The 14,895-nt window shown below is 73.2% G+C and carries 13 protein-coding genes; 10 read left to right on the forward strand and 3 right to left on the reverse strand.

Annotated features, from left to right (window positions below):
- Positions 1–1,140, forward strand: a 1,140-nt coding sequence (locus B0E53_RS03815; RefSeq protein WP_107074685.1) for a leucyl aminopeptidase, incomplete at its 5' end; no start/stop codon positions are given.
- 64 nt (positions 1,141–1,204) lie between these two features.
- Here B0E53_RS03815 and B0E53_RS03820 read toward each other — a convergent pair.
- Positions 1,205–1,534, reverse strand: coding sequence for a hypothetical protein (locus tag B0E53_RS03820; protein WP_107074686.1), 330 nt, complete (start codon positions 1,532–1,534; stop codon positions 1,205–1,207).
- A 177-nt stretch (positions 1,535–1,711) separates the two neighbouring features.
- Between B0E53_RS03820 and lpdA the strand changes: the two genes are divergently transcribed.
- The gene (lpdA, locus tag B0E53_RS03825; RefSeq protein WP_107074687.1) at positions 1,712–3,103 is read left to right on the forward strand and encodes a dihydrolipoyl dehydrogenase; all 1,392 of its coding nucleotides are present in this window, start codon (positions 1,712–1,714) and stop codon (positions 3,101–3,103) included.
- A gap of 66 nt (positions 3,104–3,169) precedes the next feature.
- Positions 3,170–4,972: a 2-oxoglutarate dehydrogenase, E2 component, dihydrolipoamide succinyltransferase gene (sucB, locus tag B0E53_RS03830; protein WP_107074688.1), complete on the forward strand. Its 1,803-nt coding sequence runs from the start codon at positions 3,170–3,172 to the stop codon at positions 4,970–4,972.
- Between the two features lie 64 nt (positions 4,973–5,036).
- On the opposite strand, the gene B0E53_RS03835 is transcribed toward sucB, so the two are convergent.
- Positions 5,037–5,981, reverse strand: a complete 945-nt coding sequence (locus tag B0E53_RS03835) for an SDR family NAD(P)-dependent oxidoreductase (RefSeq protein WP_107074689.1) — start codon at positions 5,979–5,981, stop codon at positions 5,037–5,039.
- Positions 5,982–6,130: 149 nt separating this feature from the next.
- On the opposite strand from B0E53_RS03835, the gene B0E53_RS03840 reads away from it, so the two are divergent.
- The 6 genes from B0E53_RS03840 to B0E53_RS03865 all read left to right on the forward strand — a co-directional run bounded on the left by B0E53_RS03840 (position 6,131) and on the right by B0E53_RS03865 (position 11,646).
- Entirely contained in the window at positions 6,131–6,697 is a 567-nt protein-coding gene (locus B0E53_RS03840) for a TetR/AcrR family transcriptional regulator (protein ID WP_107074690.1), read from the forward strand.
- A 45-nt stretch (positions 6,698–6,742) separates the two neighbouring features.
- Positions 6,743–8,074: a low temperature requirement protein A gene (locus B0E53_RS03845; RefSeq protein WP_107074691.1), complete on the forward strand. Its 1,332-nt coding sequence runs from the start codon at positions 6,743–6,745 to the stop codon at positions 8,072–8,074.
- A 23-nt stretch (positions 8,075–8,097) separates the two neighbouring features.
- Entirely contained in the window at positions 8,098–8,697 is a 600-nt protein-coding gene (locus tag B0E53_RS03850) for a hemerythrin domain-containing protein (protein ID WP_246835211.1), read from the forward strand.
- The gene (locus B0E53_RS03855; protein WP_107074692.1) at positions 8,694–9,587 is read left to right on the forward strand and encodes an oxidoreductase; all 894 of its coding nucleotides are present in this window, start codon (positions 8,694–8,696) and stop codon (positions 9,585–9,587) included. Before B0E53_RS03850 ends, B0E53_RS03855 begins: the two co-directional genes overlap by 4 nt.
- Positions 9,588–9,672: 85 nt before the next feature.
- The gene (locus tag B0E53_RS03860; protein WP_107074693.1) at positions 9,673–10,599 is read left to right on the forward strand and encodes an LLM class flavin-dependent oxidoreductase; all 927 of its coding nucleotides are present in this window, start codon (positions 9,673–9,675) and stop codon (positions 10,597–10,599) included.
- A 147-nt stretch (positions 10,600–10,746) separates the two neighbouring features.
- On the forward strand, positions 10,747–11,646 hold the full coding sequence (locus B0E53_RS03865; protein WP_107074694.1) for a TIGR01777 family oxidoreductase: 900 nt from the start codon (positions 10,747–10,749) through the stop codon (positions 11,644–11,646).
- A gap of 21 nt (positions 11,647–11,667) precedes the next feature.
- On the opposite strand, the gene B0E53_RS03870 is transcribed toward B0E53_RS03865, so the two are convergent.
- Positions 11,668–12,882 (reverse strand): PHB depolymerase family esterase, encoded by a 1,215-nt coding sequence (locus B0E53_RS03870; RefSeq protein WP_107074695.1) that lies wholly within the window; start codon positions 12,880–12,882, stop codon positions 11,668–11,670.
- A 190-nt stretch (positions 12,883–13,072) separates the two neighbouring features.
- On the opposite strand from B0E53_RS03870, the gene B0E53_RS03875 reads away from it, so the two are divergent.
- Entirely contained in the window at positions 13,073–14,890 is a 1,818-nt protein-coding gene (locus tag B0E53_RS03875; RefSeq protein ID WP_107074696.1) for a DUF2079 domain-containing protein, read from the forward strand.
- The last annotated feature ends 5 nt before the right edge of the window (positions 14,891–14,895 follow it).

Here is a 14,895-nt window from a genome sequence, read left to right on the forward strand (position 1 = left end):
GCGGTCACCGAGGGCGCGCTGCTCGGCGGCTACCGGTTCGCCGGCTACAAGACCAAGCCGCAGCCGGCCCGGCGCGCGCCGGTGGCCGAGGTGCTGGTCGCGGTGCCGGACGCGGCGGACGCGACCGCCCAGGCCGAGGTCACCCGCGCGCAGGCGGTGGCCGGTGCGGTGCTGACCAGCCGGGACTGGGTCAACACCGCCCCGAACGAGCTGCGCCCGCCGTCGTTCGCCGAGGCCGTGGCCACCGCCGCCCGGGAGGCAGGGCTCGGCGTCGAGGTGCTCGACGAGGCGGCGCTGGCCGCCGGCGGCTACGGCGGCATCCTCGCCGTGGGCCAGGGCTCGGAGGCCCCGCCTCGGCTGGTCAAGCTGACCTACACCCCGGAGGGTGGCGGCAACGGCAAGCGGGTGGCGCTGGTCGGCAAGGGCATCACGTTCGACACCGGCGGCATCTCGATCAAGCCGGCCCAGGGCATGTGGGAGATGAAGTCCGACATGGCGGGCGCGGCCGCGGTCGGCGCGGCCATGCTGGCGGTCGCGGCGCTCAAGCCGTCCGTCGCGGTCACCGGCTACCTGCCGATGGCGGAGAACATGCCGTCGGGCACCAGCTACCGCCCGGGCGACGTGATCACCATGTACAGCGGCAAGCGGGTCGAGGTGCTCAACACCGACGCCGAGGGCCGGATGATCCTGGCCGACGCCATCGCCCGGGCCTGCGAGGACGGCGCCGACTACCTCTTCGAGACCTCGACGCTGACCGGCGGCCAGGTGATCGCGCTGGGCAAGAGGATCGCCGGCGTGATGGGCACCCCGGAGCTGTGCGAGCGGGTCCGGGCCGCGGGTGACGCCACCGGCGAGCCGGCCTGGCCGATGCCGCTTCCGGACGACGTGCGCAAGGGCATGGACTCCGACGTCGCCGACATCTCGCAGGTCAACGCCGGCATGGACCGGGCGGGCCACATGCTCCAGGGCGGCGTCTTCCTGCGGGAGTTCGTCACCGACGAGGTGGCCTGGGCGCACATCGACATCGCCGGCCCCGGCTACCACTCGGGCGAGGCCACCGGTTACTGGACCAAGGGCGGCACCGGCGTCCCGGTGCGTACGCTGCTGCACCTGGTCGACGACGTCGCCGCCAACGGCTGACGCGTCCACCGCGCCGCAACGGGGCGCTCCCCTCGCCGGGGGGCGCCCCGTCCGCGTGTCCGGTTCAGAACAGCTCGGGGCGGCGCTTGCGGCGCTCGTTGTAGTCGCGCATCCGCTGCGGGTAGCCCATCAGCCGGACGTCGTAGATCGGGATGGCGAGGCGGTGCGCGAACCGGCGGGCCTCCTCCGGCCCGCCGACCCGCCGCCGGGTCCACTCGCCGTCGTCGGCGATCAGCATGACCGTGGTCTCGGTGACCGTGGTCCGGGGTTCCAGATACGCCTCGACGCCCCGCCGGGTGCGGACGAAGCCCTCCAGGTGATCCAGATCGGCGCGGTCGGCGGCGCGGTCGCGGCTCACCGCGCCCACCCGCTTGCGTCGTCGGAACAGCCCCACCGAACCCACTCCTCCCCCGTCGGTCATCGAAGACGGTGCCAAGCGTACGTGCCACCGACGTGTCGTTGGGCACCTCACTACGCGCACCGTCCCCGGTGGTGACAAGATGACCGAGGTGGGGTGTGCCTGTTACTCCCCCGTAACCCCCGATGCAGCGACGCGACCTGGGAGTTGGACGTGAGCGAGCCGAACGACGCAACCTTCGACATCGTCATCCTCGGAGGTGGTAGCGGCGGCTACGCGGCGGCGCTGCGTGCCGCCCAGCTGGACCTGTCCGTCGCCCTGATCGAGAAGGGCAAGCTCGGGGGTACCTGCCTGCACAACGGCTGCATCCCGACCAAGGCGCTGCTGCACGCCGCCGAGATCGCCGACCAGACCCGCGAGTCGGAGCAGTTCGGCGTCAAGGCCGAGCTGGTCGGCATCGACATGGCGGCGGTCAACTCGTACAAGGACGGCGTCATCTCCCGTCTCTACAAGGGCCTCCAGGGCCTGGTGGGCGGCGCCAAGAAGATCACCTTCGTGGCGGGCGCCGGCAAGCTGGTCGGGAAGAACGTCGTCGAGGTCGACGGCAAGCGCTACACCGGCCGCAACGTCATCCTGGCCTCCGGCTCGTACGCGAAGAGCCTGCCCGGCCTGGAGATCGACGGCGAGCGGATCATCACGAGCGACCACGCGCTGACCCTGGACCGGGTTCCCTCCTCGGCGATCGTGCTGGGCGGCGGCGTGATCGGCGTCGAGTTCGCCAGCGTCTGGAAGTCCTTCGGCGTGGACGTGACCATCGTCGAGGCGCTGCCCCGCCTGGTCGCGGCCGAGGACGAGGAGTCCTCGAAGGCGCTGGAGCGGGCGTTCCGCAAGCGGAAGATCAACTTCAAGGTCGGCAAGCCGTTCGAGAAGGTCGAGAAGACCGAGAACGGCGTCAAGCTGACCATCCAGGGCGGCGACACCGTCGAGGCGGAGCTGCTGCTGGTCGCCGTCGGCCGCGGCCCGACCACCGCCAACCTCGGCTACGAGGAGCAGGGCGTCAAGATGGACCGCGGCTACGTGCTGACCGACGAGCGGCTGCGCACCAGCGTGCCGAACGTCTACGCGGTCGGCGACATCGTGCCCGGCCTCCAGCTCGCCCACCGCGGCTTCCAGCAGGGCATCTTCGTCGCGGAGGAGATCGCCGGCAAGAACCCGGCCGTGATCGACGAGGCCGGCATCCCGCGGGTCACCTACTGCGACCCGGAGCTGGCCTCCGTCGGCCTGACCGAGGCGAAGGCCAAGGAGCAGTACGGCGCTGACAAGATCAAGACGTACAACTACAACCTGGGCGGCAACGGCAAGAGCCAGATCCTCAAGACCGCCGGGCACGTGAAGCTGGTCCGGGTCGAGGACGGCCCGGTGGTCGGCGTGCACATGGTCGGCGCCCGGGTCGGCGAGCTGATCGGCGAGGCGCAGCTCATCTACAACTGGGAGGCGTACCCGGCCGAGGTGGCGCAGCTCGTGCACGCCCACCCGACGCAGAACGAGGCCCTGGGCGAGGCGCACCTGGCCCTGGCCGGCAAGCCGCTGCACGCGCACGCCTGACACGACAACCGCGGCGTCCGGCGACGGGCGATGATCCCACCAGGGGAATGAAGGAGTCTGGAGAACATGCCGGTATCGGTCACCATGCCCCGGCTCGGCGAGAGCGTCACCGAGGGCACCGTCACGCGCTGGCTCAAGCAGGAGGGCGACACCGTCGAGGTCGACGAGCCTCTGCTCGAGGTGTCCACCGACAAGGTGGACACCGAGATCCCGTCCCCCGCGGCGGGCGTGCTGAGCCGGATCGTGGTCGGCGAGGACGAGACCGCAGAGGTCGGCAGCGAGCTGGCGGTCATCGCCGGTGAGGGCGAGGAGGCCGGCGGCGCCGCCCCGCAGCAGGAGGCCCCGGCGGAGCAGGCCGAGCAGGCCGCCGCCGAGCCGCAGGCCGAGGCGGAGCAGCCGGCCGTCGAGGAGCCCGCCCCGGCCGCCGCGCCGTCGGGTGAGGGCACCCCGGTCACGATGCCGGCCCTGGGCGAGAGCGTCACCGAGGGTACGGTGACCCGCTGGCTCAAGCAGGTCGGCGAGACCGTCGAGGTCGACGAGCCGCTGCTGGAGGTCTCCACCGACAAGGTCGACACCGAGATCCCGTCGCCGGTCGCCGGCACGCTGCTGGAGATCAAGGTCCCCGAGGACGAGACCGCCGAGGTCGGCGGCGTCCTGGCGATCGTGGGCGCGGCCGGCGCCGCGCCGGCGGCGAAGCCGGAGCCGAAGCCCGAGCCCAAGGCCGAGGCGAAGCCCGAGCCGAAGCCCGAGCCGAAGCCGGAGCCGGAGCCCAAGGTCGAGGAGCCGACCCCGGGCATGTCCTACAACGAGCCGGCCGCCGAGACCGAGCAGGCCGCGCAGCCGGCCAAGGTCGAGCAGGCCGCCCAGCCGGCCGCCCCGACTCCCACGCCGCAGCGGCCGACCGTCCCGGCCCAGGCCGGCGGCGAGGAGGGCGCCGGCTACGTGACCCCGCTGGTCCGCAAGCTGGCCGCCGAGCACGGCGTGAACCTCGCCTCGGTCAACGGCACCGGCGTCGGCGGGCGGATCCGCAAGCAGGACGTGCTGGACGCGGCCGAGAAGGCGAAGGCTGCCCAGGCCGCGCCGGCCGCGCAGCCCGCCGCTGCGGCGGCCCCGGCCAAGCCGGCCGCGAAGCCGCAGCCGAGCAGCAAGCGGGGCACCGTCGAGAAGCTGCCCCGGATCCGCAAGGCCATCGCCAACCGGATGCACGAGTCGCTGCACGAGATGGCGCAGCTCACCACGGTGATCGAGGTGGACGTCACCCGGATCGCCAAGCTGCGGGCCCAGGCCAAGGACTCCTTCCAGCAGCGGCACGGCGTGAAGCTGTCCTTCCTGCCGTTCTTCGCCCTGGCCGCCGTCGAGGCGCTCCAGTCCTACCCGATCGTCAACGCCCGGCTGGACCTGGAGGGCGGGACGATCACCTACCCGGACGCGGAGCACCTCGGCATCGCCGTGGACACCGAGCGGGGCCTGCTGGTGCCGGTCATCCACAACGCCGGTGACCTCAACCTGGGCGGGATCGCCAAGCGGGTCGCCGACCTGGCCGAGCGCACCCGGACCAACAAGATCAGCCCGGACGAGCTCGCCGGCGCGACCTTCACCCTGACCAACACCGGCAGCCGGGGCGCGCTCTTCGACACCCCGATCGTGCCGTCGCCGCAGTCGGCGATGCTCGGCACGGGTGCCGTGGTCAAGCGCCCGGTCGTGGTCAACGACCCGGAGCTGGGCGAGGTCGTCGCGGTCCGGTCGATGGTCTACCTGGCCATGTCGTACGACCACCGGCTGATCGACGGCGCGGACGCGGCCCGCTTCCTCGTCGCGGTCAAGGAGCGGCTGGAGGCCGGCAACTTCGAGGCCGAGCTGGGGCTCTGACTCCCTGACGGCACGAAGGGGGGCGCGCGGCGTACGCCGCGCGCCCCCCTTCGTCGTCTCCGGGTCAGCCGCGCAGGTGCTCCTCGGACACCTCCCAGAGCCGCTCGGCGGCCTCCGGGTCACGGGCGTACGGGGCGTAGCCGGTGCGGGTGCCGGGCTGGTTCGGCCCGGCCTCCTGGCAGTCCTCGAAGTACCGGCCGCCGACCCCGGCGACCAGCGGCGAGGCGGCGACCAGCACCGAGGTGGCCGCGCCCTGCTCGGGGCTCTTCCAGTACGCCGCGCCGCCGCCGCTCTGCGTACGCATCCGGTCCAGTTCCTCCTCGCTGATGTAGCGCTGGAGGTTGGTCCGGATCGCGCCCGGCATCAGCGCGTTGGTGTAGATCCCGTCGTCGGCCCAGCGCCGGGTGGCGTCCACGGCGAAGAGCACGTTCGCGGTCTTGGACTGCCCGTACGCCTGCCACGGGTCGTACGGCCGCTGCCGGAAGTGGATGTCGGAGAACACCACGGGCGAGCGCAGGTGGGCCGCCGAGCTGACCGAGACGATCCGCGCGCCCTCGGCCGCGGCCAGCGCCGGGCGCAGCCCGGTGGCCAGCGCGAAGTGCCCGAGGTGATTGGTCGCGAACTGCATCTCCCAGCCCTGCTCGGTGCGCATCTCCGGTGAGGCCATGGTGCCGGCGTTGTTGACCAGCATGTGCAGCGGCCCGTCCCAGGTGCGGACGAAGGCGGCCACCGAGCCGAGATCGGCCAGGTCGAGCGGGGCGACCAGGATCCGGTCGTTGCCGGTGGTGCCGGTGATCTCGGCGGCGGCGCGCTGCCCGGCCTCCGGGTTGCGGACCGCGAGGGTGACGTCGGCCCCGGCGGCGGCGAGCGCGCGGGCGGTCTCCACGCCGATCCCGGAGGCGCCGCCGGTGACGACGGCTCGCCGGCCGGTCAGGTCGAGGTCGCGGACCACCTCGAGGGCGGTGGTCTCGCGGGAGAACGGGGTGCTGACGGGTGTACTGGTGGTCATGATCCATCCTTGTCGGCGGCGGCGCGGACCGGTCGGCCGGCCGCTACGATGAGAAGCGGAGGATCCTCCGTTACGACCGAGCCTAACCGGAGGGCCCTCCGGTTGCCAGTCCGGCCGGACCCGCTGTCCGGTCGAGCCGAGGAGGAGCCGTGCCCGACCGACCGCTGCGCGCCGACGCGCTGCGCAACCGGCAACGACTGCTGGACGCCGCGGTACGCACGTTTTCCCAGGCGGGCGCCGAGGTAACGCTGGACCGCATCGCCAAGGAGGCCGGGGTCGGCATCGGCACCCTCTACCGCCACTTCCCCACCCGCGAGGCGCTGATCGAGGCGGCCTACCGCAACGAGCTGGCCAAGCTCTGCGACGCCGTGCCGGAGCTGCTGTCGGCAGTGCCCGCCGAGGCGGCGGTCCGGGCCTGGATGGACCGGTTCGTCGACTACCTCGCCACCAAGCGGGGCATGGCCGACGCGTTGCGGCTGGCCATCGCCTCCGGCGCCAACCCGTACGCGCACAGCCGGGACCGGCTGCTCGCCGCGCTGGGCGACCTGCTGGCGGCCGGCGTCGCCGCGGGCACCGTACGCGCCGACGTGGCCGCCGGCGACGTGCTCGCCGGGCTGAGCGGCGTCTCGCTGGTGGCCGGCGAGCCGGACCAGCGCGCGCAGGCCGGCCGCCTGCTCGACCTGCTGATGGACGGGCTGCGCCACCGCCCGGGCTGACCCGATTCCGGCCCGGCAGCAACCGACCGCTGAAAGACTCGGTCGGTGAGCGGCTTCGGGCGGCGGGGGCGCCTCGGTCCGGTGGTGCCGGTGGCCCCGGCGGCCCGGGTCGACCGGTTCGAGATCTTCTTCGACCTCGTCTTCGTCTTCTCGTTCTTCATCATCACCCGGGCCACCGCGCTGGCCATCACGCCCGGCGCCCTGCTGCATGCCCTGCTGGTGCTCGCGGTGCTCTGGTGGTGCTGGGTGGTACACAGCATCGTCGCCGCCAAGATCCGGCTCGGCGAGGGCTTCGTACCTGTGCTGATGACCGTCGGGATGGCGGCATTGTTCACCTTCTCCCTGTCGCTGCCGCAGGCCTTCAAGGAACCGGACAAAGCCGCCTCCGGTCCGTTCGTGGCCGCGATCAGTTACGTGGTCATCCGGGGCGTTCACCTGGCCCTGTACTGGCACGCCGTGCGGGACAGCCCGAACGAGCGGCGGCAGCTCCTGCGCTTCCTACCGGAGCTGGTGCTCAGCACCCTCCTGCTGCTCGCCGCCGCCCTGATCCCGGCCGCCCTCGACCACGGCGGCGGGGCGGCGCTGATCCGGGACTCGCTGTGGACCACGGTCGTGCTCCTCCAGTACGGGTCGGGAATGCTCGCGGGCACCTGGGGATGGGGGGTCACCTCCGCCGAGCACTGGACCGAGCGGTACGAACTCATCCTGATCATCGCGCTCGGCGAGTCCGTGATCTCCGTCGGCGTGGGAAGCAACCTGCTCGGCCAGGCCCCGACCTGGCCGGCGGTGATCGCCGCAATCCTCGGCATCTTCTTCACCGCTGCCCTGTGGTGGGCGCACTACGACATGATCGGACCCGCCGCCCGCATCGCCCTGCACGCGGCCGAGGACGGCCCCCGCGTGGCCATGGCCCGGGACGGGTACGCGTACTGCTTCCTGCCGATGATCGCCGGGATCATTCTCTTCGCGCTGGGTGCCGAACTGATCGTGCACCAGGTCACCGACCCGCGCGTCCCCAACCACCTGCCCGCCCGCGGCCCCAGCGAGCCGCTGCTCATCGGCGGCGTGATCTGCTATCTCTGCGGCAACATGCTGTTCCAGTTCCGGATGCTGCGCACGGTCTCCTGGACCCGGGTCGGCGCGGTGCTGCTCCTCGCGGCGAGCGTCCCGGTGGCCAACCGACTGCCGGCGCTGGGCGCCTTCGCGCTGGTGACGCTGATCACTCTGGGGCTGGTGACCACCGAGGTGATCGTCTTCAACGAGGCCCGGCGGGCCCTGCGCGGCTTCGTCTTCCAGGAGCGGACCGCATACGAGGCACACGAGGCAGCCGTGCGGGCCCGCTGGCACGAGCCGGAGCCCGAGGATCCGTCGACCTGAGCGGCCATTCGACGACGGGTCCGATGCCGTACCCTGCGTCGAAGCGTCGCGGTGCACCCGGCACGAAGGCCGCCGTGGGCATGGAGGCGCGGACAGCAGGGGAACATGTGCACCCATCCCACCCACCGAGCGGCCGGCTGGCCGCCCTCGGCACCCAGTTGATCGAGATCCACCACTGGCTCCGCGAGGAGCTGACCCGGCTCCGCGCGAGCCTCGACTCCCCCGACGTCGGCGGCGCCGCACTCTCCCGAGAGCTGCGCGCGCACTGCGTCGGCTTCTGCGCGGCGCTGGACCGGCACCACACCGGCGAGGACGGCGGCGCATTCCACGTGCTGGCCGAGCGGGTGCCCGAGCTGCGCCCCGTGCTGGCCGAGCTGAGCGCCGACCACCGCATCGTCGCCGACCTGCTGCGCCGGGTCGACGCCCTGCTCGCCGAGGCGGCCGACGGCCGGTCCGTCCGGGCCGAGCTGGACGGGCTGGCCGCGCTGCTGGAGTCGCACTTCACCTACGAGGAGCGGAAACTCGTCGCCGCGTTGAACCGGCTGGCGGGCGACCCCGTGGAACTGCTCGGCGTGACGCCACCCGGGAACGGGGACATTCTCGAACGGACGGAGACCGCATGACCATCGACACCGTCGACGCCGCCGCGGCCGGCACCTGGCAACTCGGCGACCGCACCGTCAACCGGATCGGCTTCGGGGCGATGCGGTTGACCGCGAACGCGGACGGCAGCCCCAGCGACCGGGACCGGGCCGTGGCGGTGCTGCGCCGCGCGGTCGAGCTGGGGGTCAACCACATCGACACCGCGGCGTTCTACTTCTCGCCGCTGCGCTCGGCCAACGAACTGATCAACCGGGCACTGTCGCCGTACCCGGCGGACCTGGTCATCGTGACCAAGGTCGGGCCGGGCAAGGACCCGTCCGGCCAGTGGCTGCCGATGGCCCGGCCGGACCAGCTCCGCGGCCAGGTCGAGGAGAACCTGCGCCAGCTCGGCCGGGACCACCTCGACGTGGTCAACCTCCGGGTGTACGGCCCGGAGCCGCTGGCCGAGCACTTCGGCGCGCTGGCCGAGCTGCGCGACGCCGGGCTGATCCGGCACCTCGGCGTCTCGGCCGTGAAGCCGCACCAGGTCGCCGAGGCACGCGCCATCGCCCCGGTGGTCTGCGTGCAGAACTCGTGGAGCCTCGGCTACCGGCGGAGCAACGACGCGCTGATCCGGGACTGCGCCGCGCACGGGACCGCCTTCGTGCCGTTCTTCTCCCTCGCCACCAGCGGCCGGGAGGCCGGCGCGAGCGGCGCGGAGCACGACGAGGTACGCGCGGTGGCCCGGGCCCACGGCGTGACCCCGGCGCAGGTCCGGCTGGCCTGGACGCTGCACCGGAGCCCGAACGTGCTCGCCATCCCCGGCACCGGCAACCCCGCGCACCTGGTGGAGAACGTCGCGGCCGGCGCGCTGCGGCTCACCGACGACGATTTGTCCCGCCTCGACGCCGTCCACGAGTCGGCCGGCTGAGCCCGCGCCCACCCGGATTCGCCGGTCAGCAGAATCGGCGGGTCCGGGCTGGCCGGGAGGGGCGTACCGCGGGAATGCTGGGCCGATGGCGATCTTCTCCGTGCAGGCCCGGCCCACCGACGCGACGGGCTGGACCGACCTGGCCCGCCGGGTCGAGGCCGCCGGCTTCGACGCGCTGCTGGCCTCCGACCACCCGGGCCACGGCGGGTCGCCGTTCGTGGCCCTCGCCGCAGCGGCGGCGGTGACCTCGACCCTCGGTCTCGGCTCGTACGTCTCGAACGCCGGCGTGCGGGAGCCGATCCTGCTCGCCACCGACGTGGCCACCCTCGACGTGGTCTCGGGTGGCCGGGCCCGGCTCGGCCTCGGCGCCGGGCACACCCCGGCCGAGTGGCGGGCCGTCGGGCGGGAACGGCCCGACGTCGCCGCCCGGGTCCGCCGCTGCGTCGCGGTCGCCGAGGCGGTGCAGGCCCTGTTCGCCGGCGAGGAGGTCACCGTGGACACGCCGGAACTGGCCGCCCGGGGTGCGCGGCTCACCGAGCTGCGACCCGTGCAGGCCCGGGTGCCGCTCACCATGGGTACGGCCAATTCGGCGCTGCTGCGCTGGGCCGGCGCGCACGCCGACGTGGTCGGGCTGACCGGCTTCGGGCGTACCCTCGCGGACGGTCACGCCCACGCCGTGCGGTGGCGGGCCGACCAGATCGAGGCACAGCTCGCGCATGTGGCGGCCGGGGCGGCCGGGCGGGGCACGCCGCCCGCGCTGGAGGCCCTGGTCCAGCAGGTCACCGTCACCGACGACGCCGAGGCGGCCGCCGCCGCGATCGCCGCCGACACGGGGCTGACCGTCGCCGACCTGCTCGCCACCCCGTTCGTGCTGATCGGCACGGCCGAGGAGATCGTCACGGCGGTCGCGGACCATCAGCGCCGCTGGGGGATCACCCGCTTCGTGGTACGCGCCGACGCCGTCGAGCCGCTCGGCCCGCTGTTGCCACGGCTCGCCGCCGCCACGGCCTGACCCGCGCGGTCCCACCGCCACAGTCCGTCTCCGAGTGCACTTGTTGTCGCCGGGGACGACGACAAACGCACCCGGATGCGCCCTGCCCCGACGTGAGTGATTTCGCTCAACGCATCCAACTCGCGGCCCGTACCGGAAGATGTGGACATGCGGATCCTCATGGCCGGAGTGTCCGGCTTCCTCGGCACCCGACTGGTCGACCGGCTCACCGCGGACGGGCACCAGGTCACCCGCCTGGTCCGCCGCGCACCGCGCACCCCCGACGAGCGGCAGTGGAACCCGTCCGCCGCGCAGCTCGACCCGCAGGTCGTCGCCGACGCCGACGCGGTGGTCAACCTGGCCGGCGCCGGGGTGGGCGACAAGCGCTGGAACGACGCGTACCAGGGCCTGATCCGGTCCAGCCGGGTGGACAGCACCACCACCCTGTCGATCACCATCGCCGGCCTGCCGGCCGCCGACCGGCCGGCGGTGCTGCTCAACTCCTCCGCCGTCGGCTGGTACGGCAACACCGGCGACCGGACGGTCGAGGAGGACTCGCCGGCAGGCGAGGGCTTCCTGGCCGACGTCTGCCGGGTCTGGGAGGCCGCCACCCGCCCGGCGGAGGACGCCGGCGCCCGGGTGGTGCGGCTGCGTACCGGACTGCCGTTGCACCGCGACGGCGGCATGCTCAAGCCGCAGCTGCTGCCGTTCCGGCTGGGCGTCGGCGGCAAGCTGGGCAACGGCCGGCAGTGGCTGCCGTGGATCTCCCTGCGCGACTGGCTGGACGCGGTGACCTTCCTGCTGGGCCGGCACGACCTCGCGGGTCCGGTCAACGTGGTCGGTCCGGCCCCGGTCACCAATGCCGAGTTCACCCGGGAACTGGCCCGCCAGCTGCACCGGCCGGCGGTCATGCCGATCCCCGCGCTGGCCCTGAAGGTCGCCCTCGGCGGCTTCGCCCACGAGGCGCTCACCAGTACCCGGGTCCTCCCCGGCGTGCTCGGCAGGGCCGGCTTCACCTGGACCCACCCGGACCTGCGTAGCGCGCTGCACGCCGCCCTCACCGAGTGATCGGCGAGGGCGGCGGCGCGGTCAGCAGCCGATGACCCAGTAGCTGGGGCCGGCCTGCTTGAGGGTGCTCGTGTAGAAGGTGTTGTAGAGGCCCATCCGCTGGTTGCTGCCCAGCGCGTAGGCGTAGCCGCCGGACTGGTAGGCCCGGCCGGCCGTGACGTGCGCGTAGTTGCTGGCGGTGACGCAGACCGGCGCGGTGGTCGGGGTCGGCGAGGGCGTGGGCGACGCGGTCGCCGTGGGGGTCGGGCTCGGCGTGCCCCCGCCGTTGAGCCCGAAGAAGAGCGCGTCCCGGTAGGTCGAGCAGATGGTGTCCAGGAAGTACGCCCCGGCCGTGCCGCACTGGTCGGTGGCCGGGCCCGGGTCGACCGGGGTGCCGTGGCCCATGCCGGAGACCCGGTAGAGCCGTACCTGGTCGCTGCCGTAGACCTCCAGGCTGGTGCCGGCCGGCAGCGAGGCGGTGCTGGTCGGGGTCTGCGGCACGCCCAGCACGTTGGTCCACTGGTCCCGCGACTCGGCGGCGTTCAGCGGCGCGACGGTGGTGTCCGAGGTGCCGTGCCAGATGGCCACCCGGGGGCGCGTGCCGGTGTAGCCGGCGTAGGCGTTGCGGACCAGGTCGCCCCACTGCGCCGGGGTCTTGTCCACGCCGGGGTTCATGCAGGTGAAGGCGTTGGTCATGCTGGTGGCGCAGCGGTAGGGGAGGCCGGCGATGACCGAGCCGGCGGCGAACACGTCCGGGTAGGTGGCCAGCATGACGGCGCTCATCGCCCCGCCGCCCGACAGGCCGCTGACGTAGACCCGGCTCCCGTCGACGGAGTAGTTGGTCTTCGCGTAGTCGACCATCTGCTTGATCGACAGCGCCTCGCCCTGCCCCCGGGCGGTGTCCCCGGTCTCGAACCAGTTGAAGCACGAGTTGGCGTTGTTGGCCGAGGGCTGCTGCGGCACGATCAGCGTGAACTTCCACTGGTCGGCGTACTTCTGCCAGCCGGAGTTGGTGAAGTAGGTCGAGGCGTTCTGGGTGCAGCCGTGCAGCAGCACCACGGCCGGGGCGTTGGCCGGCAGGCCGTCCGGGCGGTAGGCGTACATGGCCAGGTTTCCGGGGTTGGAGCCGAAGCCGGTCACCTGGGTGAGGGTGGCGGCCTGCGCGGGGAGCGCGGCGACGAGGACGGCGGCCGCGGCCAGCACGACCCCGGCCGCCACCCCGGCCAGGCGGGTGAGAAGGGATGAGGAGCGGGACACGGCGACCTCCCTGGTTGCGGAATGTGAACTGGGTCACCTTCGAGTTGCCGAGACGTTACGTCCGTGTTTCACACCCCCGGAATGGCCACCGCTCACACATTCATGGACGCCGAAGTGTGCGGGTGGGGCCGCGCCAGCCGGGTTTCGTGTCTGACCGGCGGGTCCAGGTCCGGTTGGTAACGTCCGCTGCGTGTCGTCCATCCCGTCCCTGACCACCGGCCCGTCGACCGCGCCCGCCGCCCGGAACCGGCGTGCCGACCTTGTGCTGGTGCTCGCCGCGGTGGCCCTGGCCCTCTGGGTGACCAGCGGAATGTGGCGGGACCCGAACACCCGCACGATCACCGTCAACTCCAGCGACCAGGCCCTCTTCGAGTGGTTGCTGGCCTTCGGCGGGCACGCGGTGACCCACGGGGAGAACCCGCTCTTCACCCACCTGATCAACGTGCCGGACGGGGTGAACCTCGCGGTCAACACCTCGATCACCGCGTACGCGGTGGTCTTCGCGCCGCTGACGTACCTGATCGGGCCGCCGGCGACGTTCCTGGTGATCCTCACGCTCAACCTCGCCGCCACCGCGGTGGCCTGGTACTGGCTGCTCAGCCGGCACCTGGTCGCCAGCCGGCTGGCCGCCGGGATCGGCGGGCTCTTCATCGCCTACTGCCCGGCCATGGTGTCGCACGCCAACGCGCACCTGAACTGGACCGCCGGCTGGCTGGTGCCGCTGCTGATCTGGGGCGTGCTCCGGCTGCGCCGCCCCGGGCGCGCGGTGGCCGGCGGGGTCGTGCTCGGCGTGCTGGTGGCGGTCGCCTTCTCGATCGCCGCCGAGGGGCTCTTCTTCACCGCGCTGGCGGTCGCCCTGTTCCTGCTGGTGTGGGCGCTGCATCCAGTCCGCCGGGCCGAGGCGCGGGCCGCCCTGCCGAGCTTCCTGCGCGGGCTCGGCGTGACCGCGCTGGTGGCCGGGGTGCTGCTGGCCTACCCGCTGTGGCTGCACTTCGCCGGGCCGCAGCGGTTCCACGGCACCGGCTTCGACCCGATGATCCACTCCGAGGACATCGCCGCGTACGGGTCGTATCCGCGCCGGTCCCTGGCCGGCTGGGCCGGGCTGGGCACCTCGCTCGCGCCCAACCCCACCGAGGAGAACTCCTTCTTCGGCATCCCACTGCTGCTGCTCGCCGTCGCCTGCTTCGTCCTGCTCTGGCGGCGCGCCGACCGGGCGTTCCGGGCCACCCTCACCGCGCTCGGGGTGACCGCGCTGGTCTTCGCGGTGCTCTCCTGGGGCCCCACCGCCAAGTGGAACGGCCGGCGCACCGACCAACTGCTGCCGTTCGGGGTGCTGGACAACCTGCCGGTGATCAACGCGGCACTGCCCTCACGGCTCGCCCTGGTGGTGGCCCCGGTGATCGGGCTACTGCTGGCGTACGCGGTCGACGCCCTGCGCGCCCGGCCGCCCCGGCACCGCTCCTCCCAGCTGGCCTGGGCGCTCGGCTTCGCCGCCGCGCTGCTGCCACTGCTGCCCACCCCGCTGCTGACCAGCGTCCGGGAGCCGGTCCCGGCGTTCATCACCAGTGGCGCCTGGCAGCGCTACGTCTCCCCCGGCGGGGTGCTCACCCCGCTGCCGCTCACCGTGGACCTCTATCCGGACGGCCAACGCTGGCAGGCGTACGCCCTGGCGCACCGGCAGGGCGAGTTCCGCATCCCGGCGGGCTTCTTCCTCGGCCCGGGCGGGCCGGACGGCCGGGGCCGGATCGGGCCGGTGCCGCGCACCTTCAGCGCGCTGATGGACCAGGCCGGGCGGACCGGGCTGGTGCCGATCATCACCGAGGGCAGCATCCGGGAGTCCCGGGCCGACCTGCACTACTGGGGGGTCGAGACGGTGGTGCTGGCCGACCGGGTGCACGGCGCGAAGTTCGACGTCGACGAGGAGGCGCTCCGCCGCACGGCGACCGCCCTGCTCGGCCCGCCCGAGCGGGTCGAGGACGTCTGGGTCTGGCGGGTCCCCCCGCCCTGACGGCC

The sequence above is a fragment of the Micromonospora sp. MH33 genome (assembly GCF_003013775.1).
Taxonomy (GTDB): Bacteria; Actinomycetota; Actinomycetes; order Mycobacteriales; family Micromonosporaceae; genus Micromonospora; species Micromonospora fulviviridis.

What these genes read in the sequence shown, in the direction of transcription:
- B0E53_RS03850 (WP_246835211.1), top strand. Translation starts at nt 8,098, where the DNA reads ATGCCGTACCCTGCGTCGAAGCGTCGCGGTGCACCCGGCACGAAGGCC.
- B0E53_RS03855 (WP_107074692.1), top strand. Translation starts at nt 8,694, where the DNA reads ATGACCATCGACACCGTCGACGCCGCCGCGGCCGGCACCTGGCAACTC.
- sucB (WP_107074688.1), top strand. Translation starts at nt 3,170, where the DNA reads ATGCCGGTATCGGTCACCATGCCCCGGCTCGGCGAGAGCGTCACCGAG.
- B0E53_RS03835 (WP_107074689.1), bottom strand. Translation starts at nt 5,981, where the DNA reads ATGACCACCAGTACACCCGTCAGCACCCCGTTCTCCCGCGAGACCACC.
- B0E53_RS03865 (WP_107074694.1), top strand. Translation starts at nt 10,747, where the DNA reads ATGCGGATCCTCATGGCCGGAGTGTCCGGCTTCCTCGGCACCCGACTG.
- B0E53_RS03860 (WP_107074693.1), top strand. Translation starts at nt 9,673, where the DNA reads ATGGCGATCTTCTCCGTGCAGGCCCGGCCCACCGACGCGACGGGCTGG.